Annotated in this window: 25 protein-coding genes; 20 read left to right on the plus strand and 5 right to left on the minus strand. The window is 69.3% G+C overall.

The features are described from left to right. Window positions 1-20: 20 nt before the first annotated feature. Window positions 21-968: an aldo/keto reductase gene (locus AC3RKB_RS07550; protein WP_491435481.1), complete on the minus strand. Its 948-nt coding sequence runs from the start codon at window positions 966-968 to the stop codon at window positions 21-23. A 39-nt stretch (window positions 969-1,007) separates the two neighbouring features. Between AC3RKB_RS07550 and AC3RKB_RS07555 the strand changes: the two genes are divergently transcribed. The 3 genes from AC3RKB_RS07555 to AC3RKB_RS07565 all read left to right on the plus strand — a co-directional run bounded on the left by AC3RKB_RS07555 (window position 1,008) and on the right by AC3RKB_RS07565 (window position 4,413). Beyond that, entirely contained in the window at window positions 1,008-2,006 is a 999-nt protein-coding gene (locus AC3RKB_RS07555) for a 1,4-dihydroxy-2-naphthoyl-CoA synthase (protein ID WP_491435482.1), read from the plus strand. Between the two features lie 34 nt (window positions 2,007-2,040). After that, window positions 2,041-3,303 (plus strand): AMP-binding protein, encoded by a 1,263-nt coding sequence (locus tag AC3RKB_RS07560; protein ID WP_491435483.1) that lies wholly within the window; start codon window positions 2,041-2,043, stop codon window positions 3,301-3,303. A 129-nt stretch (window positions 3,304-3,432) separates the two neighbouring features. After that, the gene (locus tag AC3RKB_RS07565; protein WP_491436777.1) at window positions 3,433-4,413 is read left to right on the plus strand and encodes a 1,4-dihydroxy-2-naphthoate polyprenyltransferase; all 981 of its coding nucleotides are present in this window, start codon (window positions 3,433-3,435) and stop codon (window positions 4,411-4,413) included. Between the two features lie 44 nt (window positions 4,414-4,457). Here AC3RKB_RS07565 and AC3RKB_RS07570 read toward each other — a convergent pair whose 3' ends face one another. Beyond that, a complete protein-coding gene (locus tag AC3RKB_RS07570) occupies window positions 4,458-4,739 on the minus strand; it encodes a DUF4229 domain-containing protein (RefSeq protein WP_491435484.1) in 282 nt (93 codons plus the stop codon). 74 nt (window positions 4,740-4,813) lie between these two features. Between AC3RKB_RS07570 and AC3RKB_RS07575 the strand changes: the two genes are divergently transcribed. The 3 genes from AC3RKB_RS07575 (at window position 4,814) to AC3RKB_RS07585 (ending at window position 8,248) form a co-directional block, all read left to right on the plus strand. Then, complete coding sequence (locus tag AC3RKB_RS07575; RefSeq protein ID WP_491435485.1) at window positions 4,814-5,251, plus strand: PLD nuclease N-terminal domain-containing protein; 438 nt, start codon at window positions 4,814-4,816, stop codon at window positions 5,249-5,251. After that, a complete protein-coding gene (menD, locus tag AC3RKB_RS07580) occupies window positions 5,244-7,064 on the plus strand; it encodes a 2-succinyl-5-enolpyruvyl-6-hydroxy-3-cyclohexene-1-carboxylic-acid synthase (protein WP_491435486.1) in 1,821 nt (606 codons plus the stop codon). Before AC3RKB_RS07575 ends, menD begins: the two co-directional genes overlap by 8 nt. Window positions 7,065-7,390: 326 nt before the next feature. Then, on the plus strand, window positions 7,391-8,248 hold the full coding sequence (locus tag AC3RKB_RS07585) for a PPK2 family polyphosphate kinase (RefSeq protein WP_491435487.1): 858 nt from the start codon (window positions 7,391-7,393) through the stop codon (window positions 8,246-8,248). Window positions 8,249-8,261: 13 nt separating this feature from the next. On the opposite strand, the gene AC3RKB_RS07590 is transcribed toward AC3RKB_RS07585, so the two are convergent. Beyond that, on the minus strand, window positions 8,262-9,572 hold the full coding sequence (locus tag AC3RKB_RS07590) for an isochorismate synthase (protein WP_491435488.1): 1,311 nt from the start codon (window positions 9,570-9,572) through the stop codon (window positions 8,262-8,264). Window positions 9,573-9,810: 238 nt separating this feature from the next. Then, entirely contained in the window at window positions 9,811-10,101 is a 291-nt protein-coding gene (locus AC3RKB_RS07595; RefSeq protein WP_491435489.1) for a DUF427 domain-containing protein, read from the minus strand. A gap of 253 nt (window positions 10,102-10,354) precedes the next feature. On the opposite strand from AC3RKB_RS07595, the gene AC3RKB_RS07600 reads away from it, so the two are divergent. From AC3RKB_RS07600 to AC3RKB_RS07665, 14 genes are all read left to right on the plus strand, one after another. Beyond that, window positions 10,355-11,068, plus strand: a complete 714-nt coding sequence (locus AC3RKB_RS07600) for a demethylmenaquinone methyltransferase (RefSeq protein ID WP_491435490.1) — start codon at window positions 10,355-10,357, stop codon at window positions 11,066-11,068. Window positions 11,069-11,135: 67 nt separating this feature from the next. Further along, window positions 11,136-12,257 (plus strand): polyprenyl synthetase family protein, encoded by a 1,122-nt coding sequence (locus AC3RKB_RS07605; protein WP_491435491.1) that lies wholly within the window; start codon window positions 11,136-11,138, stop codon window positions 12,255-12,257. Window positions 12,258-12,306: 49 nt separating this feature from the next. Further along, on the plus strand, window positions 12,307-13,686 hold the full coding sequence (locus tag AC3RKB_RS07610) for an FAD-dependent oxidoreductase (RefSeq protein ID WP_491435492.1): 1,380 nt from the start codon (window positions 12,307-12,309) through the stop codon (window positions 13,684-13,686). Between the two features lie 180 nt (window positions 13,687-13,866). Then, entirely contained in the window at window positions 13,867-14,526 is a 660-nt protein-coding gene (locus AC3RKB_RS07615) for a prepilin peptidase (RefSeq protein ID WP_491435493.1), read from the plus strand. A 267-nt stretch (window positions 14,527-14,793) separates the two neighbouring features. Beyond that, a complete protein-coding gene (locus tag AC3RKB_RS07620) occupies window positions 14,794-14,991 on the plus strand; it encodes a Flp family type IVb pilin (protein ID WP_491435494.1) in 198 nt (65 codons plus the stop codon). 68 nt (window positions 14,992-15,059) lie between these two features. Continuing rightward, a complete protein-coding gene (locus AC3RKB_RS07625) occupies window positions 15,060-15,473 on the plus strand; it encodes a TadE/TadG family type IV pilus assembly protein (protein ID WP_491435495.1) in 414 nt (137 codons plus the stop codon). Next, window positions 15,461-16,465 carry a pilus assembly protein TadG-related protein gene (locus AC3RKB_RS07630; protein ID WP_491435496.1) on the plus strand — a complete coding sequence of 335 codons (1,005 nt, stop codon included), beginning with the start codon at window positions 15,461-15,463 and terminating at the stop codon, window positions 16,463-16,465. Before AC3RKB_RS07625 ends, AC3RKB_RS07630 begins: the two co-directional genes overlap by 13 nt. A 28-nt stretch (window positions 16,466-16,493) precedes the next feature. Beyond that, window positions 16,494-17,246, plus strand: coding sequence for a Flp pilus assembly protein CpaB (gene cpaB, locus AC3RKB_RS07635; protein WP_491435497.1), 753 nt, complete (start codon window positions 16,494-16,496; stop codon window positions 17,244-17,246). Continuing rightward, a complete protein-coding gene (locus AC3RKB_RS07640) occupies window positions 17,243-18,643 on the plus strand; it encodes a CpaE/TadZ family protein (protein ID WP_491435498.1) in 1,401 nt (466 codons plus the stop codon). Before cpaB ends, AC3RKB_RS07640 begins: the two co-directional genes overlap by 4 nt. Then, window positions 18,640-20,181 (plus strand): TadA family conjugal transfer-associated ATPase, encoded by a 1,542-nt coding sequence (locus tag AC3RKB_RS07645; RefSeq protein ID WP_491435499.1) that lies wholly within the window; start codon window positions 18,640-18,642, stop codon window positions 20,179-20,181. The genes AC3RKB_RS07640 and AC3RKB_RS07645 overlap by 4 nt, the downstream gene beginning before the upstream one ends. Continuing rightward, window positions 20,178-21,131, plus strand: a complete 954-nt coding sequence (locus tag AC3RKB_RS07650; RefSeq protein WP_491435500.1) for a type II secretion system F family protein — start codon at window positions 20,178-20,180, stop codon at window positions 21,129-21,131. The genes AC3RKB_RS07645 and AC3RKB_RS07650 overlap by 4 nt, the downstream gene beginning before the upstream one ends. A gap of 10 nt (window positions 21,132-21,141) precedes the next feature. Beyond that, window positions 21,142-22,011 (plus strand): type II secretion system F family protein, encoded by an 870-nt coding sequence (locus AC3RKB_RS07655; protein WP_491435501.1) that lies wholly within the window; start codon window positions 21,142-21,144, stop codon window positions 22,009-22,011. A gap of 53 nt (window positions 22,012-22,064) precedes the next feature. Next, the gene (locus tag AC3RKB_RS07660; RefSeq protein ID WP_491435502.1) at window positions 22,065-23,228 is read left to right on the plus strand and encodes an alpha/beta hydrolase; all 1,164 of its coding nucleotides are present in this window, start codon (window positions 22,065-22,067) and stop codon (window positions 23,226-23,228) included. 73 nt (window positions 23,229-23,301) lie between these two features. Next, window positions 23,302-23,607, plus strand: coding sequence for a HigA family addiction module antitoxin (locus tag AC3RKB_RS07665; RefSeq protein ID WP_491436778.1), 306 nt, complete (start codon window positions 23,302-23,304; stop codon window positions 23,605-23,607). A gap of 56 nt (window positions 23,608-23,663) precedes the next feature. On the opposite strand, the gene AC3RKB_RS07670 is transcribed toward AC3RKB_RS07665, so the two are convergent. Beyond that, a complete protein-coding gene (locus tag AC3RKB_RS07670; protein ID WP_491435503.1) occupies window positions 23,664-24,152 on the minus strand; it encodes a YajQ family cyclic di-GMP-binding protein in 489 nt (162 codons plus the stop codon). Between the last annotated feature and the right edge of the window lie 69 nt (window positions 24,153-24,221).

The raw sequence follows: 24,221 nt of genomic DNA on the forward strand, positions 1-24,221 counted from the left end.
CCCCCTCACCCCCCGAACCCTCAGCGCTCGCCGATCCAGCTCTCCGCTGGCGGCACCAGCTCCTCCAACCGCGCCCACAGCCCGTCGGGAATCGGCGTCGCATACGACGCGAGCGTCTGCGCGATGCGCGACGGCGTCGACATCCCGACGATCGTGGAGTGGACACGCGGGTCGCGCGTCGAGAACTGCAGCGCCGCGGCAGCGAGCGGCACGTCGAACTCGGCGCAGGCCTGCGCCATCCGCACCGCCGCCTCGTGCATGTCGGGACGCTCCCCGTACGCGTACTTCGTCGTGGCGGCCGGCCCCTTCGCGAGCAGCCCGCCGCCGTACGGCGCCGCGTTGAGCACGCCGAGCCCCAACTCGGTCGCGCGCCCGATGAGGCCGTCGGCCGACCGGTCGAGCAGCGTGAAGCGGTTGTGCGTCAGCACGACGTCGAACACGCCGGTCTCCATGAGTGGCGCGGCGACGGCGAGGGTGCCGCCCGCGAGCCCGATCCAGTCGACGGCGCCCTCGGCCTTGAGCTCGCGGAGTGCCTCGACCGGGCCGTCCGGCGCGAGCGCGGCGTCGACGCCGATCCGCTCCGCGTCGTGCAGGTGCAGCAGCGGAACCCGGTCGACGCCGAGCCGCTCGAGGCTCTCGGCGAGCGACGCGCGCACGCGTCGCGCCGAGAAATCGTCGCTGCCGTGGAGTGGATCGACCTTCGTCGCGAGCACCACGTCGTCAGGCAGTCCGCCCGCCCGGCGCAGCGCCTCGCCGATCCGGTGTTCGCTCTCGCCGTGGGCGCCGTAGTTGTTCGACGTGTCGATGAAGCGGATGGGACTCGCGAGCGCCGCGAGCACCGTGTCGACGGCGCGCTCCTCGTCGACCGGGCCGTACAGCTCGGGGATGCCGAGCGGGCTCGTGCCGACGCACAGTTCGGTCACCATGAGCCCGGTGCGTCCCAGCGTTCGCGTCGCGACATCCGTCATCGCTCCACCCTAGCCACGACCCGCCATAGGCTGGACGGCATGGCAGTCGAGGTGTCGGAACTGTTCGATCCGAGCGAGTGGGTGGAGGCCGCGGCGTCCGTCACCGGTTCAGCCGGTTTCACCGACATCACCTACCATCACTCGCCCGACGGGCGCATCGCGCGCATCGCGTTCGACCGGCCCGAGGTGCGCAACGCGTTTCGACCGCACTCGGTCGACGAGCTCTACCGCGCCCTCGAGGACGCCCGCACGAACCCGCGCATCGGCGTCGTGCTGCTCACCGGCAACGGGCCGAGCCCGAAGGACGGCGGCTGGGCGTTCTGCTCGGGCGGCGACCAGCGCATCCGCGGGCGCGACGGCTACAAGTACGAGGATGTCAGCGGGTCGAGGAGCGACGGCGAAGCCGACGCGTCTCGAGACCCATCCGACGGTCCGGGTTTCGAGACGGGTGCTTCGCGCCCTCCTCAACCCTCAGACGCGCGGCTCGGCCGCCTGCACATCCTCGAGGTGCAGCGGCTCATCCGGTTCATGCCGAAGGTCGTCATCGCGGTCGTGCCCGGGTGGGCGGCCGGCGGCGGGCATTCGCTGCACGTCGTGTGCGATCTCACGATCGCGAGCCGCGAGCACGGGCGCTTCAAGCAGACGGATGCCGACGTCGGCAGCTTCGACGCCGGGTACGGCAGCGCGTACATGGCGCGCCAGGTCGGCCAGAAGTTCGCGCGCGAGGTGTTCTTCCTCGCCGAGGAGTACTCGGCCGACCGCGCGTACGAGATGGGCGCGGTGAACCGGGTCGTGCCGCACGCCGACCTCGAGCGCGAGGCGATCGCGATGGCGCGCACCATCCTGACGAAGTCGCCGACGGCGATCCGCATGCTCAAGTTCGCGTTCAACGCGGTCGACGACGGGATGGTGGGCCAGCAGGTGTTCGCCGGCGAGGCGACGCGGCTCGCGTACGGCACCGACGAGGCAGTCGAGGGTCGCGACGCCTTCCTCGAGAAGCGCGACCCCGACTGGGGAGCATTCCCCTGGCACTACTGACTCAGGGGGTTACGGTGGGCGAGCGGATGTCGCGGTGAAACCCCTCTTGCGGGTTCCGGTGACGGATGTCGCGGCGCTCCGCGATCTCCTCGAGGCGGCGCTCGCCGGCGGGCCGGCGATCTGGCCCGTGCCGGGCGGGGGGCGAGCGGATGGTGACCAGGCTCGAGTGTTTCCGTTCGAGCCGAATGCGACCGCTGGAGCGGGCACGCTCGGCGCGAACGGAAACACTCGCGCAGTGGGCGAGGTCGACGACCGGATCGCGCTCGTCGTCGAGACATCCGGCTCGACCGCCGCGCCCAAGCGCGTGCTGCTGTCAGCGGCAGCGCTGCGCGCGAGCGCCGACGCGACCGCGACGGCACTCGGCGGCCACGGTCGCTGGGTGCTCGCCGTGCCGGCGTACTACGTCGCGGGCGTGCAGGTGCTCGTCCGCTCGATCGTCGCGGGCACGCCCGTGGTCGGAACCCCGGCCGCCGAGCCGTTCACGCCCGAGGCGTTCGCCGAGGCGACCATGCGCGTCATGCGCACGCGCGACGCGCTGCCGCGGTACACCTCGCTCGTGCCCGTGCAGCTCGCCCGCATCGTGGAGGCGGCCGAGGCCGAGCCATCCGGTCACCTCGCCCGCACGCTCGCGTTCTACGCGGCGATCCTCGTCGGCGGGCAGCGCGTGGATCCCGCGCTCGTCGAGCGGGCGGCGGCGTTCGGCGCGCGCATCGTGCGCACCTACGGGTCGAGCGAGACCTCGGGCGGGTGCGTCTACGACGGCCGTCCGCTGCCGGGCGTGCGCGCCAGGGTGGTCGACGGGCAGCTCGAGCTCGGCGGCCCGACGCTCGCCGACGGCTACCTCGACGACCCCGAGCGCACGGCCGCGGCGTTCGCGACCGACCCCGACGGCACGCGCTGGTACCGCACGGGCGACCTCGGGTCGATCGACGCGGGTGGAGTGCTGCGGGTCACCGGGCGCGCCGACGACGTGATCACGTCGGGCGGGGTGAAGGTCGTGCTCGGCGAGGTCGAGCGGGCGGTGCATGCCGTGCCCGGTTTCGGCGATGCGGTCGCGGTCGCGGTGCCCGATCCCGAGTGGGGCGAGCGCGCGGCGGTCGTCGCGTCGGGCACTGCCGCCGAGGCGCCGGGGGCGCTCGACGCCCTTCGTGAGGCGACGGATGCCGCGGGCCTCCCGCCCGCGGCCCGTCCCGTGCTGCTCGTCCCGGTCGCCGACCTCCCGCGTCTCGCGTCGGGCAAGCCCGACAGGGTCGCGTGCGCCGCGCTCGCGCGCGCGGCCGCCGACCCGCGGGCCTGAGCCCCTCGAGTGTTCCCGTTCGCGCCGAGTGTTACCGCGCGAGCGGCCACACTCGGACCGAACGGGAACACTCGGCGAGGAGGCCGCGCCGAATACGATGGCACGGTGGCCCGCCCGAAACCCCAGCGCATGACCCCGCCCGCCAAGCCCGCCGCGAAGGGGCGCACCAACGGACGCTCCGGCAACCCTGCGAGGGCCGCCGCCGCGCCCGCGGTCCAGCGCGGCCCGATCACGTGGCGCGACTGGGTCGGCGGCGCGCGCCTGCGCACGCTGCCGCTCGCGATCGCCCCGGTCGCGCTGGGCACCGGCGCCGGCGTCGTCGCGGCGTCGTATCTCGATGAGCCGTTCCATCCGTGGCGCTTCGTGCTCGCGCTCGTCGTTGCGCTCGCGCTGCAGATCGGCGTGAACTACGCGAACGACTACTCCGACGGCATCCGCGGCACCGACGCGCACCGCGTCGGCCCGGCGCGCCTCACCGGTTCCGGGTTGGTGCCGCCGAAGCGCGTGCTCGCCGTGGCACTCACCTTCTTCGCGATCGCCGCGGTCGCGGGCCTCGCGCTCGTCGTCATCACGCAGCAGTGGTGGCTGCTCGCGGTCGGCGCGGTCGCGATCGTCTCGGCCTGGTTCTACACCGGCGGCAAGCGCCCGTACGGCTACTACGGCCTCGGCGAGCTGTTCGTGTTCGTGTTCTTCGGCATCGTCGCGACGGCAGGGTCGGCCTACGTGCAGGCGCTCACCGTGAACCTCGAGGCGTGGACCGGCGGCGCCGGCGTCGGCCTGATCGCGTGCGCGGTGCTCATGGCGAACAACCTGCGCGACATCGACCAGGACCGCGCCGCGGGCAAGCGCACCCTGTCGGTGCTGGTCGGGCCGCTCGCGTCCCGCATCCTGTTCGCGGTGTTCATGCTGCTGCCGTTCGCGGTGGTCGTGTTCTGGGCGTTCCTGTACCCGCCCGCGTGGCTCGTGCTGTTCGCCTTGCTCGCGGCGGTGCCGGCGTGCATCATCGTCGGCTGGGCGCGCACGCCGCGCGAGCTCATCACCGCGCTGCAGCTCGCGAGCCTCACGGCGCTCGCCTACGGCGTCGGCATGGGGCTCGTCTTCGCATTCTGAGCGGATGGCGCGGCGACGGGCCGAGCGGATGGCGCATCGCTCGCCTACTCGGAGGGGCGCTGGTCCGTCGCGTCGACCGCCGCATCCTCGGCCTCGTCGTCGTCGCGCACGACGGGCGCTTCGCGGTGCCGGGCCGCGTAGAGGTCGCTCGCGAACTCCTCGCGCTGACGGCGCAGGAAGATCAGCGACGCGCTGAAGCCGAAGAGTGCGGCGACGAGCACGGCGATCCACGGGCTGACGCCGGCGATGAGCAGCACGATGAGCGGAGCGGCGAACAGCAGCACGCGCAGCAGCGTGTAGCGGAGCCAGACGGGGACGGCTTTCACGCGATCAGTGTAGGCGGGTGAATCTGGGTGACCGCTCCCAGCCGACTGTGACGCAGCGCGCGTAGGATCGGTGCATGGTCCGCCTCTGGGTGATCCTCGGTGTCGCCGCCGTGGTCTTCACGATCTATGCGGCGGTCGATTGCGCGCTCTTCGACCGCTCCCGCATCCGCGGTCTGCCGCGCGGCTGGTGGATCGTGGTCATCCTCCTCGTGCCGATCATCGGCGGGCTGCTGTGGTTCGTCGTCGGGCGCGGTCGCGCGATCCGCGTCGGCAAGGTGGGCCCGCGATCGAACGCCCCCGACGACGACCCCGAATTCCTCCGCCGGCTGCGCGCCGACGCCGAGCACGAGGAGCGCATCCGCCGCCTTGAGCAGGAACTCGCCGAGCTCGACGACGACACCCCATCCGACCGTCCGCGCCCCGACGACGCGCTCGGCAGCGACCACCGCCGCAACGACGGCGGCACCGACACTCCGGGAGAGCCCGGCCCGTCGGGCCGGCCGAATGCGTGACGCGCGCGCGGTCGCGAGTCCTGCGACCGCGGCGGCGTTCGCGCTGCTCTCGGAGCTCGTGCGCGCCGGCGTCACCGACGTGGTCGTCGCGCCGGGTTCGCGCTCCCAGGCGCTCGCCCTCGCGGCCGCCGAGCTCGAGCGGGTGGGCGCCATCCGCCTGCACGTGCGCATCGACGAGCGCGGTGCCGGCTTCCTGGCGATCGGGCTCGCGGTCGAGACCGGTCGGCCCGTCGTCGTCGTCACCACTTCCGGCACCGCGGTCGCGAACCTGCACCCGGCCGTGCTCGAGGCGCACCACGGCGGCGTTCCGCTGATCCTCGCGACCGCCGACCGCCCCGCCGAGCTCCGCGGCATCCGCTCGAACCAGACCACCATGCAGCCCGGCATCTTCGCCGGCGCGGTGCGCCTCGAACACGACGTGCCGCCGCCCGAAGGCCGTGCCGGCGATGCGGATGGCGCGGCGCGCCTTGCGCGCGAGGCCGTGCGGGCGGCGCGCGGCGTCGACGCCGAGGGCCGCGCGATTCCCCATCCGGGCCCGGGCCCGGTGCACCTCAACCTCCAGCTGCGCGAACCGCTGTCGTCGGCGGTCGCGCTCGACGACACATCGGTGCCGACGGCGGATGCCGCGGCATCCGTCGCCCGCATCACCGCCGCCGCGGCCGCGCACGACGTTGTGCCCGTCGCGCGCCTCGCGCACGGCCACCGCACCGTCGTGATCGCGGGCGCCGGAGCCGGACCCGAGGCGGAGGAGCTGGCCCGCACCGCGGGCTGGCCGCTCCTCGCCGAGGTCACCAGCGGCGCCCGGTTCGGGCCGAACCTCGTCGTCGCCTACCGCGAACTGCTGCGCGAGCCCGGGTTCGGCGACGAGGTCGAGCGCGCGATCGTGTTCGGGCATCCGACGCTGTCGCGCGAAGTGCCCGCGCTCGTGCAGCGCGAGGACGTCGAGGTCGTGGCGGTCGCGCCATCCGGCATCGAGTGGTTCAACCCCGGGCACGCCGTCGACCGGTTCGAGCGCGCCGTCGACGTCGAGCCCCGCGAGCCGACCGCCGAGGAGCGCGCCTGGACCGGGCGGTGGGTGCGCGCCAGCCGCCTGCTGCTCGACGAGGCGGCGACGCAGACGACGGTGCAGACGTCGGCGGATGGCGCGGGCCTCCGCAGCGGCGTCGACGAGACGGGACACGTCTCCGACTTCGCGGCGCAGCGCGCGTACCTGCGCGACCAGCTCGCGCGCATCCGCACGCCCGTCGACCGTCGCATGCTCGTCGAGGCGGTCTGGGCCGCGACGTGGCCGCACGACCGGCTCGTGTTCGGCGCCTCGCGCCTGATCCGTGACGCCGACCGTGCCGTGCCCGGCCGCCGCATCGCCGTGCACGCCAACCGCGGACTGGCCGGCATCGACGGCACGGTCGCGACCGCGCTCGGCATCGCGATCGCGAGCCAGGCGACGGATGGTGCGGCCGACGCGCCCGCCTCCGCGGCGCGGGGTACGACCCGCGCGGTCATCGGCGACCTCACGCTGCTCCACGACGTCGGGTCGCTCCTCCTCGGCGCCGGCGAGGTGCGCCCGCGCGTGCTGCTCGTCGTCGGCAACGACGGCGGCGGCACCATCTTCGACGCACTCGAGGTCGCGGCATCCGCCCCGGCCGAGGCGTTCGACCGCGTCCAGTACACGCCGCAGCAGGTCGACTTCGCGGCGCTCGCCGCCGCCTACGGCTGGGAATACCGCCGCGCTGCGACACGAGGCGAGCTCGACGAAGCGCTCGGCACCGCCGTGACGGGGCCGACCCTGCTCGAGGTGCCGCTCGTCCGCTGAGCCCGAGGGTTGAGGAGCGCCGGAGGCGCCGAACCCGTGAGGGTTGAGGAGCGCCATTTGGGCGCGGTTCCTTCTGTGTGGGTTGAGGAGCGCCCTCCAGGGCGCGTCTCGAAACCCGGTGCGCGTGGGCGAATTTCGAGACGGCCGCGGGCGGCCTCCTCAATCCGCAGGGGAGACGGCCGCGGGCGGCCTCCTCAATCCGCAGGGGAGACGGCCGCAAGCGGCCTCCTCAATCCGCGGGAAACGCCACCCCCTTGCCGCGGCATCCGTCGCGCCCCGAAGATGAAGGCACACAGCGGCGCGGACGCCGCCATGAGGGGAGCGACGTGGGTCTCGAAACGTACTGGGCGACCGATCCGTCGGAGGTGCTGCGGGTCAGGCAGGGGTTCCGGCTCGAGGAGGTCGAGCCGCGCGGCACGCCCGGGTTCGCGGGCAAGAAGGCCGACGCCGAGGTGTCGCTCGAGGAGGGCGCGGGGATCTTCGCGACGCAGCAGGAGATGCTGTTCGCCGGGAACCAGATGGGTGACGACCCGCGTCGCGTGCTGCTCGTGCTGCAGGCGATGGACACCGCGGGCAAGGGCGGCATCGTGAAGCACGTCATGAGCGCCGGCAACCCGCAGGGCGTGCAGTACGCGGCGTTCAAGCAGCCGACCGAGGAGGAGCTCGCGCACGACTTCCTCTGGCGCATCCGCAAGGAGCTGCCCGACGCCGGGATGATCGGCGTGTTCGACCGCTCGCACTACGAGGACGTGCTCATCGCGAAGGTGCGGGAACTCGCGCCGCCCGAGGAGATCGAGCGCAGGTACGACGCGATCAACGAGTTCGAGGCCGAGCTCGCCGCATCCGGCACGACCATCATCAAGGTCATGCTGCACATCTCGATGGACGAGCAGAAGCAGCGGCTGCTCAAGCGCCTCGAGCGGCGGGACAAGCACTGGAAGTTCAGCCCCGGCGACATCGACGAGCGCATGCTCGCGCCCAAGTATCGCGAGGCCTACCAGATGGTGTTCGACCGCACGACGACGCCTCACGCGCCGTGGTATGTGGTGCCCGCCGACCGCAAGTGGTATGCGCGGCTCGCGGTGCAGCACCTGCTGATCGAGGCGCTCGAGGCGATGCGGCTCGACTGGCCGGTGGCCGACTTCGACGTCGAGGAGCAGCGGCAGCGCCTCATGGTGAGCTGAGCCGCCGGGGCGGCTACGGGATCGGCGGCGACGGCGGCGGGGCGCCGAAGGCCTCGACGATCGGCCGGAACTTCATGGCGGTCTCGGCGAGTTCGTCGGCCGGCACCGAGTCGTGCACGATGCCGCAGCCGGCATATGCGCGCACGGTGCCGTCGGCCGACACCTGCGCGCAGCGCAGCGCGATGGCCCACTCGCCGTCGCCGTCGGCGTCGATCCAGCCCACCGGACCGGCGTACCGGCCGCGGTCGAAGCCCTCGAGCTCGGCGATCGCCCGCAGCGCGACCTCGCGCGGGGTGCCGGCGACGGCGGCCGTGGGGTGCACCGCGGCGACGAGGTCGAGCGAGCTCGAGCCGTCTCCGAGCGTGCCCTTGAGGTCGGTCGCGAGGTGCCAGAGGTTCGGCAGCTGGAGCGTGAACGGCTCGGGACTCGCATCGAGCCGGGCGGTGTGCGGGGCGAGCGTCGCGACGGCGCTCTCGACCGCGAGCGCGTGCTCGGCGAGGTCCTTGTGCGAGGAGGCGAGGCGGGCGGCCTGCGCGCGATCGGATGTCGCATCCGCACCGCGCGACGCGGTGCCGGCGAGCACGCGCGCCGAGACCGTGCCGTGGTCGACGCGCACGAGCGTCTCGGGGCTCGCGCCGATCAGGCCGTCGACCGCGAACACCCACGTGTCGGGGTAGTCGTCGGCGAGCTTGGCGAGCGCGGCGCGCAGCCCGGCGCCTTCGTGCAGCTCGCCGACGATCTCGCGTGCGAGCACGACCTTCTCGAAGAGCCCGGCGTCGATGCGACGCACCGCCTCGCCCACGGCGGAGGTGTATGCCTCGGGCGGCATGGCGCCGGGTTCGAAGCGCACCCGAGGCACGTCGCGCTTGGGCGACGGTTCGGGCATCTCGACCGCGGAGGCAGGCGCGGGGGCGCCGGATGTCGCGTCGAGCAGTTCGATCCGAGTGACCCAGGCGCGTCCGTCGCGGCGTCCGAGCACGATCTCGGGCACGACGAGCACGCTCGTGGCCGCGGACTCGTCGGCGAACGCGATCGCGCCGAACGCGACGAGCCCGCTGCCCGGCAGTCCGACGCGGTCGTCGACGTCGGCGGCGGCGGCGAGCCGGCGCCATCCGTCGGCCGCACGCTCGACGCGGTCGGGCCCGGCGGTCTCGATGCGCAGCACCTCGCCGACGCCGATGATGCCCTCGCCGCGCCGCATCCAGAGAAGCGGGTTCCGCGGGTCGAGCCGCGGCACGAGCGGCGCCGTCTCGTCGACCGGGACGGTGCGGACGCGCAGCTTCGTATCGGCGGCCGGCGGCGCCGCGGCATCCGTTCGCGTCACCGGATCAGCCTACGCCTCGCCGGGTGTTGCGGAATGAGGAGGGCGCGAGGGTGAGGGTTGAGAAGGGCGCTCTGTGCCCGTCTCGAAACCCGCCCGCGCGGAGTGTGAGGGTTGAGGAGGGCGCCCAGCGCCCGTCTCGAAACCCGCCCGCGCGCACCGGGTTTCGAGACGCGCCTCCGGCGCCCCTCAACCCTCACAGCGAGACGCGCCTCCGGCGCTCCTCAACCCTCATCGCGGCTCAGGCCGCGACGACGTCGACCCCGCGCCAGAACGCGACGCGGTCGCGGATCTCCTCGGCGGCGGCCGACGGCTCGGCGTAGTACCAGGCGGCATTGGGGTTGCGCTGTCCGTCGACCTCGACGTGGAAGTAGCTCGCGGTGCCCTTCCAGTGGCACACGCTGCGGTTGTCGCTGTCGGCGAAGTACTCGGGGCGGATCGCCTCGCGCGGGAAGTAGTGGTTGCCCTCCACGACGACCGTGTCGTCGGACTCCGCGATGACCGTGCCGTTCCAGATCGCCTTCATACCCATGTCGTCGGTGTTCCTTCCGTGTCACCCTCAGTCAACGCGGCCGACGGGCGATTCCATCCCTTTGCATGGGTTCTCACAGGCTCCCCCAGAGAATTCGCAGGATGAGGCGGATCAGCGGGGCGCATGCGGAGGCCTGGCGCACCTCATCCTGCGAACCCGACATGGTGAGGCAGCGGCGGATGGCGCGGTACCGGCTCCGCGCCATCCGCCGCCGCCCAGCACCGACCCAGCCCCCGACCGTAGACTCGCAGGCATGACGCGGGCAGACCTCGGCAAGGACCCGCGCGACGTCTCGGCGATGTTCGACCGGGTCGCCGCGCGCTACGACCGCACCAACACGGTGCTCTCGGTCGGCAACGCGACGCTTTGGCGCGCCGCGACCACGAAGGCGGTCGCGCCGAAGCCGGGCGAGAAGGTGCTGGATGTCGCGGCCGGCACCGGCACGTCGAGCGCGAGCCTCGCGAAGTCGGGTGCGAGCGTCGTCGCCGCCGACTTCTCGCCGGGCATGATCGAGGTCGGCCGCCGCCGTCAGGCGCACGTGCCCAACCTCGTGTTCGTCGAGGCCGACGCGATGGCGCTGCCGTTCGGCGACGACGAGTTCGACGCGGTCACGATCTCGTTCGGCCTGCGCAACGTGAAGGAACCGAAGGTCGCGCTCGCCGAGTTCCTGCGCGTCACCAAGCCCGGCGGCCGACTCGTGGTGTGCGAGTTCTCGCACCCGCCCATCGGCGTCGTGCGTGCGGGGTACGACTTCTACCAGAAGGTCGTCATGCCGCCGCTCGTGAAGCTGTCGAGCTCGAACGACGACGCCTACGAGTACCTCAACGAGTCGATCAACGCGTGGCCCGACCAGCCGACGCTGGCGGGCTGGATCCGCGAGGTCGGGTGGTCGGATGTCGCGTGGCGCAACCTGACCGCCGGCATCGTCGCACTGCACCGCGCCCGCAAGCCGCTCGCCGCGGTGTAGCGCGAAGCCGTCCGCTTTCGACAGGCTCGCAGCATCCGCTCGGCTGGCTCTCGGTAGGCTGGGCGTCGTGAATCCGAGCCATCCGGTCGTCCGACGTGGGTCGACACTCGCCGCCAACCTCGGCCTCAGCGAGCGGGTGTTCGCCTCCTCGGCCGACCGGGCGATGGCGAGGGCGATCGATGCCGGGCTCGAGCGCGTGGAATCGGGCCTCGTCGACGAGGTGCGTTTCGCCGACACGATCGCCGATGTCGCGGGCCGATACCTGCTCGAAGCGGGCGGCAAGCGCGTGCGCCCGATGCTGACGCTGCTCACCTCGCAGCTCGGCAACGGCGTCACCGACGACGTCGTGACGGCGGCGATGGCGATCGAGATCACGCACCTCGGCTCGCTGTACCACGACGATGTCATGGACGAGTCCGAGCGCCGCCGCGGCGTGCCGAGCGCGCAGACGGTGTGGGGCAACTCGGTCGCGATCCTCACGGGCGACCTGCTGTTCGCGCGGGCGAGCCAGCTCATGGCCAAGCTCGGGGAGCGCGCCATCCGGATGCAGGCTGACACGTTCGAGCGCCTCGTGCTGGGCCAGCTGAACGAGACCGTCGGGCCCGACCCCGACGAGGACCCGATCGCGCACTACATCCAGGTGCTCGCCGACAAGACCGGCTCGCTCATCGCGGCGGCCGCGCAGTCGGGCATCGTGTTCTCGAACGCCGACTCCGCGCTCGAGGCGCCGATCGTCGCGTTCGGCGAGAAGATCGGCGTCGCCTTCCAGCTCATCGACGACGTCATCGACCTGTCGCCGCAGCCCGAGGAGACCGGAAAGGTGCCCGGCACCGACCTGCGCGCGGGCGTCGTGACGTTGCCGCTGCTGCGCCTCGAAGAGCTGGCGAAGACGGATGTCGCCTCCGCCGACCTGCTCGACCGGATCCGTCGCGACGTGCTGCCCACGCCGGCCGCCGACGCCGGCGATCCGCTCGACACGAACACCCTCGCGGCGCGCATCGTGCCGTCGCGCGCGACCGTCGACGCGCTCGTCGACGAGCTGCGCGAGCACGAGGCCACGCGCGCGACGCTCGCCGAGGCGCACCGCTGGGCGCACGAGGCCGTCGCGGCGCTCGCGCCCGTGCCCGAGGGCAGCGTGAAGAAGGCGCTGACGCGCTTCGCCGACACCATCGTGGAGCGGTCGAGTTGAGCGCGATCGCGTCGAGCATGTCCGAACCGAGTACAGGAGGTCCGAGCCGGTGACGAGGAACAAGCTGCGCCTGGCGATCGTGGGCGCCGGTCCCGCCGGCATCTACGCCGCCGACATCCTGCTGAAGGCCGAGCGGCACTTCGACGTCTCGATCGACCTGTTCGACCACCTGCCGGCGCCGTACGGCCTGGTGCGCTACGGCGTCGCCCCCGACCATCCGCGCATCAAGGGCATCATCACGGCCCTCCGCGAGGTGCTCGACCGCGGCGACATCCGCATCTTCGGCAACGTGCGCTTCGGCGAGGACATCACGCTCGACGACCTCAAGAAGCACTACAACGCGGTGATCTTCGCGACCGGCGCGGTGAAGGATGCCTCCCTGAACATCCCGGGCATCGATCTCGAGGGCTCGTACGGCGCGGCCGATTTCGTCAGCTGGTACGACGGGCACCCCGACTACCCGCGCGACTGGCCGCTCGAGGCGCAGTCGGTCGCCGTGATCGGCAACGGCAACGTCGCGCTCGACGCCGCGCGCATGCTCGCGAAGCACGCCGAAGACCTGCTGCCGACCGAGATCCCTGCGAACGTGTACGAGGGGCTGAAGGCGTCGCCCGTCACCGACGTGCACGTGTTCGGGCGTCGTGGCCCGACATCCGTCAAGTTCACCCCGCTCGAGCTGCGCGAGCTCGGCGAGCTGCGCGACGTCGACATGATCGTCTACGACGAGGATTTCGACTACGACGACGCGGCGCGCGCCGCCGTGGCCGGCAACAAGCAGGTCTTCGTGATCGACAAGGTGCTGCAGCAGTGGCGCAAGCGCTCGGTGGGGGAGGCCTCGCGCCGACTGCACCTGCACTTCTTCGCCAAGCCGCTCGAGATCGTCTCCGACGGTGCCGGGCACGTCGCCTCCTTCCGCTGGGAGCGCACCGCGCCCGATGGCGAGGGCGGCATCGTCGGCACCGGCGAGATCCGCGAACTGCCGGTGCAGGCGGTCTACCGCGCGGTCGGCTACTACGGTTCGCCGCTGCCCGGCATCCCGTTCGACCGCGAGAACGGCGTGATCCCGAACCGCGAGGGCCAGGTGCTCATCCACGACCCCGAGACCGGCAAGTCGCGCCAGATGTACGGCGTCTATGCGACGGGCTGGATCAAGCGCGGCCCGGTCGGCCTCATCGGCCACACCAAGTCCGACGCGATGGAGACGATCAAGCACGTCATCAACGACCTCGGCAACTGGTGGCGGCCCGAGTCGCCCTCCGAGGAGTCGGTGATCGAGATGCTCGAGTCCCGCGGCATCCGCTGGACCGACCTCGACGGATGGCACCGCCTCGACGAGCACGAGCAGGCCCTCGGCTCCGCCGAGGAGCGCGCCCGCGTCAAGGTCGTGCCCCGCGACGAGATGGTGTCGATCTCGCGCGGCGAGCTCTAGGAGCGGCGAAGCCGCGCTCTCTTGTGAGGAATGAGGAGCGGCTGCGCCGCGCTGTGCCTCTGTGAGGGTTGAGGAGGGCGCTCCGCGCCCGTCTCGAAACCCGGATTGTGAGGGTTGAGGAGGGCGCTCTGCGCCCGTCTCGAAACCCGCCCCGTGCGGCGAGAAGATAGGCTCCCCCTCATGCCCCTCGCCCCCGCCCTCCTCACCGTGGGCGCGGCACTACTCGGCGCTCTCCTGGGCTGGTTCCCGCTCGCCGCCTGGGCCGACCGCAACATCCACAAGCCCTCGACCGACCGGATGCCGCTCCACACCCTCCGCGTCTGGTGCTCACTCGCAACCGCCGTCGGCTTCGCAATCTCGGCCTGGCGATTCGGCGCCCACCCCATCCTGCCTGCCGTGCTCGCGCTTGTCGCGACCGGAGTCGTCCTCTCGATCGTCGACCTCACCGAGCACCGCCTCCCGAACGCAGTGCTGCTGCCCACCCTCGCGATCGTCGCGGTCTTGCTCGTCCTCGCCTCCGCGCTCACGGGCGAGTGGATGCGTCTCCTCTGGGCGCTCGCCGGCGGCGCCGGTATGTTCCTCTTCTACTTCGTGCTCGCGCTCATCTCCCCGTCCGGCATGGGCATGGGCGACGTGAAGTTCGCGGCGCCCCTCGGCCTGGTTCTCGGATGGTTTGGCTGGAACGTCTGGCTCGTCGGGCTGGTCGCCGGTTTCGTCATCGGCGGAGTAGTCGGCCTCATCGCGCTGCTGTTGCGTCGCGTAACGCTGCGGGGGTCCATCCCGTTCGGACCGTCGATGCTGGCCGGCGCGATCCTCGCGATTTTCGTCTGGGCGGCATGACCCCCAGAACGCGGGTGGAATCGCACCGTCCCATCCGATTCCCGGGTTGTCCCCCCGAGTCGAGGTCCCTTGTCCCCCGAAGTGCGGACTATAGCAGCGCATCGATCACGTTCCGATCACGGCTGTACCCCACCCTGACCCCCAATTAGAGTGCACCCCGAAATGGGGCATAGCCCCCGGTTTTACTGGGCCTTAGGTTCGGGGAGCCGCTTGCAACTGTGGGCGGCACCCCCAAGAACTGTTTGTACGACCCGAAGGGTGTCACCCATGCTCAAGCTCATCACGAAGGCGCAGGCTCGCCTCAACTCGCTCCGCACCGAGGAGGACGGCAACGCCGCCGAGTACGGCCTCATCATCGGCCTGATCGCGGTCGCAATCATCGCGGGTCTGATGATTCTGGGACCTGCACTTAACACGCTCTTCACCGACGTGGGCGACCGTATCGGCGAGGTCGAGGTCGGCTAACGCGGCCTCAACTGGCGAATAGGTGCGCGGCCGCGGATTGCGGCCGCGCACCTGGCATCGATTGGAGCGTGATCTTGAAGCGTCGTCGCTACAGGCACGGTCGCGATGAACGCGGTGCCGCCGCGGTGGAGTTTGCCCTCGTCTTGATTCCGCTACTCGTGATCTTGCTCGGAATCATCGAGTTCGGCTACACCTTCAACCAACAGCTGACCGTGACGAACGCGGCTCGCGAGGGTGCCCGCGTCCTCGCGATTACTCGCGACGCCGGCGATGCGATCACCGCTGCGACGAACGCCGCTTCGACTCTCGACAGCGCCCCCTTGGTGACCACACCGCAGATCTGTCCAGCCACTGGCCCGGGCGATGCAGAAGTCGTGGTATCGCTCGAGTTGGACACCATCACCGGTCTTGAGGCATTCGTCGAAGGTCTCGGTGAGTCCATCACCCTCACCGGAAGAGGAGTTACTCCATGCGGCGGCTGACGGCGCGATTTCGTGTTGAGCGGGGTGCTACCGCGACCGTTGTCGCGTTCGCACTCATTCCGCTCCTCGGTGCGGGCGCGATCGCCGTCGACGTTGGCGCTCTCTACGCAGAGCGCGCACAGTTGCAGAACGGAGTGGACGCCGCGGCTCTGGCGATCGCCGCATCGTGCGCTCGGGATGCGGCAACGTGCACCGCGAGCCCCGGAGACACCGCTCAAGAGTATGTAGAGGACAACGCAGCGATCCTCCGAGAGCCGGTGGCTGATACTCCTACTATCAGCCTGGCGAACAACACGGTGACCGTCACGGCGAATACCGCGGTTGATCATGTGCTCGCGCAGGTCCTTGTAGGCGATGCGACGAGTGTCTTCGCGTCAGGGTCGGCCGAATGGGGCACGCCAGTCGCGGGGGAAGTCATTCCGATCGGCTTTGGGAACTGCGAGTTTGAGCTTGCCGAGCCGGGAGAAAAGATCTCGATCGAACTCGGCGTCAAGGCGCGGGCCGAATGCCCCGATGTGACGGACAACCCCGGTGGATTCGGCTGGTTGACTGCTGAAGACTGCTCAGTCGAATTTGATCTGGAGGATGGCGAACTCTGGCATCTCGGAGAGAGCGGCATGGGCGGAGGGTCGTCGGAATGCAATCCCAAGGACGACCTGACGCCGTTGCTCGGTACGGTCATCCTCATCCCGATCTTCGACTCGTTCAAGTACGTCAAGAAGAGCTGTGATGAGTCTCCGATCGCCACACCGACCAAGGAGTGCTACCACATCTCGAAGTTCGCTGCGTTCCTGCTCACTGGCGGAAAGCTCACGTCCTTCACGGAGATCGATACGTCGGCGCCTCCGTGCAAGGCCGGGTGTCTGCAGGGGGAGTTCGTCAAGTATGTCGCCATCGATGACTCGTTCGTGCTCGGCGACGGCGACTCCGACAGCCTCAGCGTGGTGCGTATGATCCTGACCGACGACGAACGAGCCGCGCTGATCGGTTGACGCCTCAGAGCCCTACAGAAAGCAGCACATGAAGACCCGAATCATCGGCGCGATCCTCGCCGTCATCCTCGCGGTGGCGGGGAGCGTCGCAATCTACCTCTACGTCGCTGGAGCTGACGCGCGGGCGGCCGAGGGTGCTGAGTTGGTGGAAGCGTACGTCGTCACGGAAGCGGTACCGTTGGGAACCCCGGCGGAAGCGGTGCAGGAGAAGCTCGAGGTTTCCGAACTGCCTCGGAATGCCGTTCCCGAAGACGCCGTGACCGACCTCAGCGACCTCGCAGGCCTGGTCACGTCGGCTGATCTGCTGCCCGGGGATGTGCTCCGCGAGGGAAGATTCATTGACCCTGCTGACGCGGCGGATGGTGCAGTAGCGGTCCCTCCGGGCATGCAGCTCGTCTCGTTTACCTTGCCTGCTGATCGAGTGGTAGGTGGTCAGGTTTCCGCCGGTGATCGTGTCGGTCTCGTGGGGACCGTTGACCCGGACGAGCAGGGCACTGAGGACGTCCTCAATCCGATTACGAGCTTCGCGTTCCACGGAGTACTTGTGACGAGAGTCCAGGGCGTGCTTGGAGTGGATCCGGAGACCGGCGAAGAAGCCGACCAGAGTTCGGACTCGAGCATCATGCTCACGATCGCGCTGTCCGCGCACGACATCGAGCGCTGGGTGTGGTTCACCGAAGGCGAAGCCGCCGACTACGCGCAGATGTGGCTCACCCTTGAGAACGAGTCCACCGACAACAGCGGGACCTCGCCCGTCGATGGAAGCACCGCATTCCAGTGACCCGGTACTTGCTGGTCAGCCGCAGCGCGGAGTACGAGACCCGGCTTCGCCGACTTCTCCGTGGCCGCCTCCAGACGGTGCCGGGCGAATACCTCACCTTCGGAGCCGACTCCGCGCTCCGGCGCGTCAGGGGGTCGGCCCGAATCGCGCTCCTAGGACCGCTCCTGAGCTTCGACGAGACGAAGTCGCTGAGCGAGAAGCTCTCCGAGCGGTGGCCCGGCATCGGCATCATTGTCGTCCGGGAGCAGCGATCCGACCTTGAAGACTGGGTCGACGGCATAGAGATCCATGCCGTCCTCAGTCCCGAGGCCACCGACGGCACGACCGAGTCGCTCCTCGCCCGGCTCGACGAATGGCTTACCTCATCCGGGCGACTGCCTGCTGTAAGCCCGGAGGAGGAATCCGCGGCACACGACCAGGACGAGATCGCGAACGTGTTCGCGCTACTCGACCCGGATTTTCGTCAGGACACCGAGGGAATCGCGACGACCGACGAAGCGTCGAGTCCCGACATCGACATCGATGAGTCAGCCGATGGGGACGAAAGCCATCTCGAGCAGTCGTCCGAAGTCGAAGCTGTAACCGAACCGGAGGAGCCCGAATGGGTGCTGCCTCCGATGGCCGAGAACGTGCGCAGCGAAGTCATCGTCGTCGCAGCGCCGAAGGGCGGGCAGGGTAAGACGACGACCGCGATCAACCTGGCTGCGGGACTCGCCGAAGTCGAACCCAACTCCGTCGTGCTCGTCGATGCTGATGTCCAGTTCGGGGATATCGCCAATGCGTTGGATCTGAATCCGCAGTATTCCCTCGCCGACGTCGTACAGACAGGTACCGACGAGGTGGCGCTGAAGGCCCTGCTCACGCATCACGAGGATGACTTCTTCATCATCGCCGCCCCTCCGTCACCTGAACTTGCAGACGGGATTGCCACCGACGCGCTCGGGGCGCTGCTCGACCGGCTCGCCACGATGTTCCGCTACGTCATCGTCGACACGACACCCGGGATGCCCGAGCACACGCTTACCGCACTCGAGCATGCGACCGACGGGGTCTTCGTATCGAACATGACCGTTCCGAGCCTCCGCGCGCTCCGCAAGGAGTTCGAGCTTCTTGTCGCCCTCGGCCTTGTGCCGAACAATCGGCATGTCGTGCTCAATTTCGTCGAGAAGAACACCGGTCTGATGACGAAGGACGTCGAGGCCATCATCGGGACGCCGATCGACATCCATGTGCCCCGCTCTACAGCAGTGGTCCTTGCATCCAACGAGGGTGCGCCGCTCATTCACCATGATGTCCGCGACCCCGCCGCGAGGGCACTCCGCGCCATCGTGCAGCGGATCGACCCGTCAGCAGTCCCGACTCGCCGACGTATCCACAGGAAAGCGAGGACGCGATGAGTCTGAGTGATCGCCTCCAGAGGGCGCGAGGGGGGCACCGCGCGGTTCCAGGTGAACCCGGCGACCTCCCGCCCCTCGACGACGCGACGATGGAGCTTCCGCGGCTTCAGATAGAACCGACGCCGACGGAAGTTCTCCGTGAGTCAACCGACGACTCGCCGGTACAGCCGGCGGCCTCCGAAACGCATACGAGCACGTGGAATGCGCTCGCAGGTACAGCCGACCCCGTCGGGCCGGCGGACGCCCTCGCCGACTTGAAGGAACGCGCAGCGGAGGAGCTCTTCCGTCGCATCGGGGCGCGGCTCAATGACCCGACCTTGACCGAGGAAAAGCTGCATGCCTTGGCGCGCGATGAACTCAGCCGCATCGTCGAGGCCGAGCAGGTCGCGCTCACGAGCGGTGAGCGGAACCGCCTGATCACCGAGATCGGGGCCGATGTGCTCGGCTTCGGCCCGCTGGAGCCGCTGCTTGACGACCCCGGTGTCTCGGAGATCATGGTCAATCGCTACGACCAGATATTCGTCGAACGATCCGGGCGGCTCTTCGAGTCCCGGAGCCGATTCACCAGCGAGGCGCAGTTGCGACGCGTCATCGAACGCATTGTTTCCCGAGTGGGGCGTCGCATCGATGAGTCGTCGCCTTTGGTCGATGCCCGACTGGCCGACGGTTCGCGTGTCAACGCCATCATCCCGCCGCTTGCCGTCGACGGCTCGTCGCTCACCATCCGCAAGTTCTCACGCACGCCGTATACCGTCGACAACTTGATCGGCTTCGACACGCTGACTCGCGAGATGGCGACATTGCTTGATGCCTCCGTGCGGGCGAAGCTCAACATCCTGGTCTCCGGAGGCACCGGTACCGGCAAGACAACCTTGCTCAATGTGCTCTCGGCATTCATCCCCGGCGACGAACGGATCATCACGATCGAAGATGCCGTCGAACTGCAACTCCAGCAGGAACACGTCGTGCGCCTCGAGTCCCGTCCGGCGAACATCGAGGGACGTGGCGAGATCACGATCCGCGACCTTGTACGGAACTCGCTGCGCATGCGGCCCGACCGTATCGTCATCGGTGAGGTACGAGGAGGCGAGAGCCTCGACATGCTTCAAGCGATGAACACGGGCCACGAGGGATCGATTTCGACCATCCACGCGAACTCGCCGCGCGACGCGCTCGCTCGACTCGAAACGCTCGTTCTCATGGCGGGCATGGACCTCCCACTCCGCGCCATCCGCGAACAGATCTCATCGGCGATCGACATCGTCGTGCAGATCAGCCGCCTCAGAGATGGCACCCGACGGGTGACCAGCATCACCGAGGTGCAGGGTATGGAAGGCGACATCATCACGCTTCAGGACGCCTTCGCCTTCGACTATGCAGCGGGCGTCGACGAGGACGGTCGCTTCCGTGGGCATGCCGTCTCGACAGGCGTGCGACCTCGATTCGTCGACCAGTTCAACGATCTCGGCATCGAGATTCCCGCCAGCATCTTCCGGTTCCAGCCACGGGAACGCGGCATGTTGGGGGAGATGGGATGAACGGCTTGCTCGTCGTGGGCATCCTCTTCTCGCTCATCGCTCTCCTGGCCCTGGTCTTCCTCGTCATCGCGCCGCCCGCGCGTCGGGTCGCGATCCAGCGGCGACTGGCGCCGGGCGAAGAGTATGTCTCGCCGCTGACGAAGGCTACAGAGAAGACCGTTGCCACGATCGAATCGGCGATGTCGCGACGCGACCGGCGACTCTTCGGTGAGGAGCGGCTCGAACTCGCGGGCCTCCGAATGACACCATCGGCCTTCCTTCTCGTGGTGTTCGCAATGGCAGCGGTGCTCGGCCTCCTCGGCGTGCTGATCGGCTTCGGCACATGGGGGGCACTGGTGTGGGGCGTGCTCTTCGCGCTACTTGCGCCGTTGATCGCGCACCTGTACCTTTCGGCGCGGACTGCCCGTCGTCGAGCTAACTTCGCCGATCAGCTCGACGACACGTTGACATTGGTGTCGGGCAACCTCCGCGCTGGGCACGGACTGACGCAGGCGATCGATTCGGTCGCACGGTACGCGGATCCCCCTACATCGGAGGAGTTCTCCCGCATCGTGAACGAAGTTCGCATCGGGCGCGACCTCGATGTTGCGCTCGCCAATACATCGGTGAGGATGCAGTCAGCAGATTTCGATTGGGCGGCACAAGCCATCGCCGTCAATCGGGAGACGGGCGGCAATCTCGCCGAGACCCTCCAGCGCACCGCGGCAACGATCCGCGAACGCAATCAGATCCGGCGCCAGGTGAAGGCTTTGAGCGCCGAAGGCAGGCTGTCGGCAATGGTGCTCCTCGCGCTGCCGATCGCGGTGTTCGCGATCGTCCTCGTCATCCAGCCGACCTATCTCGCACCGTTCTTCGAGACCGTTCTGGGGTGGGTCGCGCTGGCGGTTGCTGTGCTCCTGATGATCATCGGTACCGTCTGGATGGCCTTCGCCGTCCGCGTGAAGTTCTGAAGGAATCGAGATGAGCCTCGTCCCCATCGTCGCCATCGCGGCCGTCGCCATCGGCATCGGCCTCATAGTGTTTCTCATCTTCCTGACGATTCCCGCCAAGGCGGATGTCGTGGCAGTCGTCGCCCCGACGACCGAGGCCGAGCGCGAGCGCGTCGAGCGTGCGACGTTCGCGCAGACACTGCAGGCAGTGATGCCGACGGGCTACACGGGCTGGATCCAGAGGAAGATCATTCACTCGGGCAACGCCGGGAAGTGGACGGTCGGAGGATTCCTCCTCGTGCGCGTGGCAGTTGCAGCTGTCGCGTTGTTGATCGTGGTGATGAGCCTGACAGCGGCGCCCAGCGTTCTGGGGAAGGTCGTCGGCGCAGCATTCGCGGTGATGATCTTCTTCTTGCCCGAGGTGATACTCACGAGCCGTGCAGACGATCGCCAGAAGGCGATCTTGCTGGCATTGCCCGACACCCTCGACCAGATGACCATCGCGGTCGAGGCCGGGCTCGGGTTCGAAGCAGCGATGGCGAAGGCCGCTCAGGGAAGTCATGGACCCCTCTCGGAAGAGCTCATCCGCACGCTGCAGGACATGTCGATCGGCCGGTCGCGGAGCGACGCGTACGCCGCCCTGCTCACGCGCACAGACTGCGTCGACCTGAAGCGCTTCATCCGCGCGGTGCAGCAGGCGGATCGCTACGGCATCGCGGTTGCTGACGTCCTGCGCGTCCAGGCGGGCGAGATGCGTATCCGACGCCGGCAGCGGGCGGAGGAGCAGGCGATGAAGGTGCCGATCAAGGTGGTCTTCCCTCTCGTGTTCGCGATCCTGCCGGTGCTCTTCATCGTCATTCTCTTTCCGGCAGTCATCGGCATCATCGGCATATTCTTCTAGGAGCCGGCGCATACACGGCCGGACCGATGCCGACACCGCCGGATGAGGGGACCATGCTCGAGACGGCCGCCGACGACTGGCGGCTGGACGTGCTCGGCGAGGGGTTCGAGCAGCTGACGATGCCGCTCGAGTCCGACGACGAGGGGAAGGTTGTCGCGACGCTCGTGCGGCACGTGCCGCCCGCCGCAAAGGCGCCGGTGCGGCGCGGCTGGCGGTGGCCGTGGGAACGCGAGCTTGAGCCCATGCCTGAGCCTCGGGCATCCGGGTGCGATGTGCTCTATGTGCACGGGTGGAGCGACTACTTCTTCAACCCGGAGCTCGCGCGGTTCTGGACGGATGCCGGCGCGCGGTTCTTCGCGCTCGACCTGCGGAAGTACGGGCGCAGCCTGCGGGAGTGGCAGACGCCCGGGTACGTCACGGATCTGGCGACGTATGACGAGGACATCGAGGCGGCGCTCGTCGCGATCGATGAGGATGATCGGGAGCAGGAAGCCGACGGTGCGCGGGGGCGGGTTTCGAGACGGCCGCAGAGCGGCCTCCTCAACCCTCACGAGCAGAGCGGCCTCCTCAACCCTCACGAGCAGAGCGGCCTCCTCAACCCTCAGGAGCGGCCGCTCATCCTGCTCGGGCACTCCACCGGCGGGCTCGTCCTCAGCTTGTGGGCGGCGCGCAATCCCGGGCGCGCGGCGGCGGTCGTGCTGAACAGCCCGTGGCTGGAGTTCCAGCTGCGGGGGATCGGGCGGCAGGCGATCTCGCCCGTCATCGAGTTCGGGGCGCGGGTCAACCCGATGCGGCCGCTGCCGAACGTCGACCTCGGGTTCTACGCGCGCTCGGTCGCGAAGGAACTCGACGGCGAGTGGGAGTACGACCACCGCTGGCGGCCCGACCGCGGCTTCCCGACGCATCCCGCATGGCTCACCGCGATCCTCGCCGGGCACGCGACCATCGACGCCGGCATCGACGTGGGCGCGCCCGTGCTCACCCTGCTGTCGGCCAGGTCGACACTGCAGGGGCGGTGGGATGACGCGATGCTCTCGTCCGACATCGTGCTCGTCGTCGACGACATCGCCCGGCATGCCCTCGGCCTCGGACTCGAGGTCACGGTCGCGCGCATCGACGGGGCGCTGCACGACGTGTTTCTGTCGCGGGAGCCGGCGCGGGCCGCCGCCTACGCGGCGATCACGCGGTGGCTCGAGGGGTACGCGCCGCGGGTCTGATGAACGCTTGCCTTCGTCGACCTTGGGGCGGATGATGTGCTGTTGGCCGATCGACACTGAGGAGGTGCACGACATGATCAAGGCACACGATCCGATTCACCCGGGGGAGATCCTGCTCGAGGAATTTCTCGAGCCGCTCGGGATCAGCCAGTACCGGCTCGCTGTCACCATCGGCGTGCCGCCGCGGCGAATCAACGAGATCGTGCACGGCAAGCGCGGGGTCACGCCAGATACCGCCCTGCGGCTGTCGCGCGCCCTGGGTACGAGCGAGCGGTTCTGGCTCAACCTGCAGAACCGCTATGACCTCGACGTCGAACTCGATGCGCACCGCCGCGAGTTCGACCTGATCACGCCGCTCGTCACCATCGAGCTCGCGTAACGCGCGGCGACGTCCTGTGATGCCGAGGTGCGGCATCCCACTACGTCGGAGCGGGACTAGCGGAAGTTGACGAACTGCAGGTCGACGTCAAGGTCGGCGGCCTTCAGCAGGCGGATGGTCTCCTGCAGGTCGTCGCGGCTCTTGGACGAGACACGCAGCTCATCGCCCTGGATCTGCGACTTCACCGTCTTGGGCGCCTCGTCGCGGATGAGCTTGCCGATCTTCTTCGCGTGCTCCTGGTCGATGCCGTTCTTCAGGCCGACCTCCAGGCGGAACTCCTTGCCCGACGCGTACGGCTCGCCCGAGTCGAGCGACTTCAGCGAGATGCCGCGCTTGATGAACTTCGACTGCACCACGTCGAGCACCGCCTTCACCCGCTCCTCCGACGCGGCCTTCAGCAGGATCTTCTCGCCCGACCACTCGACCGACGCGCCGACGCCCTTGAAGTCGTAGCGCTGCTCGATCTCCTTGCGGGCCTGGTTGACCGCGTTGTCGGCCTCCATCTTGTCGACCTTGCTGACGATGTCGAACGTCGAATCTGCCATGCGGGCCAGTCTAGCGAGGGTCGTCTGCGGGTCGAGGGGTGCGCTCGGGCATCATGGGGAGAGCTGAAC

This window comes from Agromyces capsici (genome assembly GCF_058349965.1).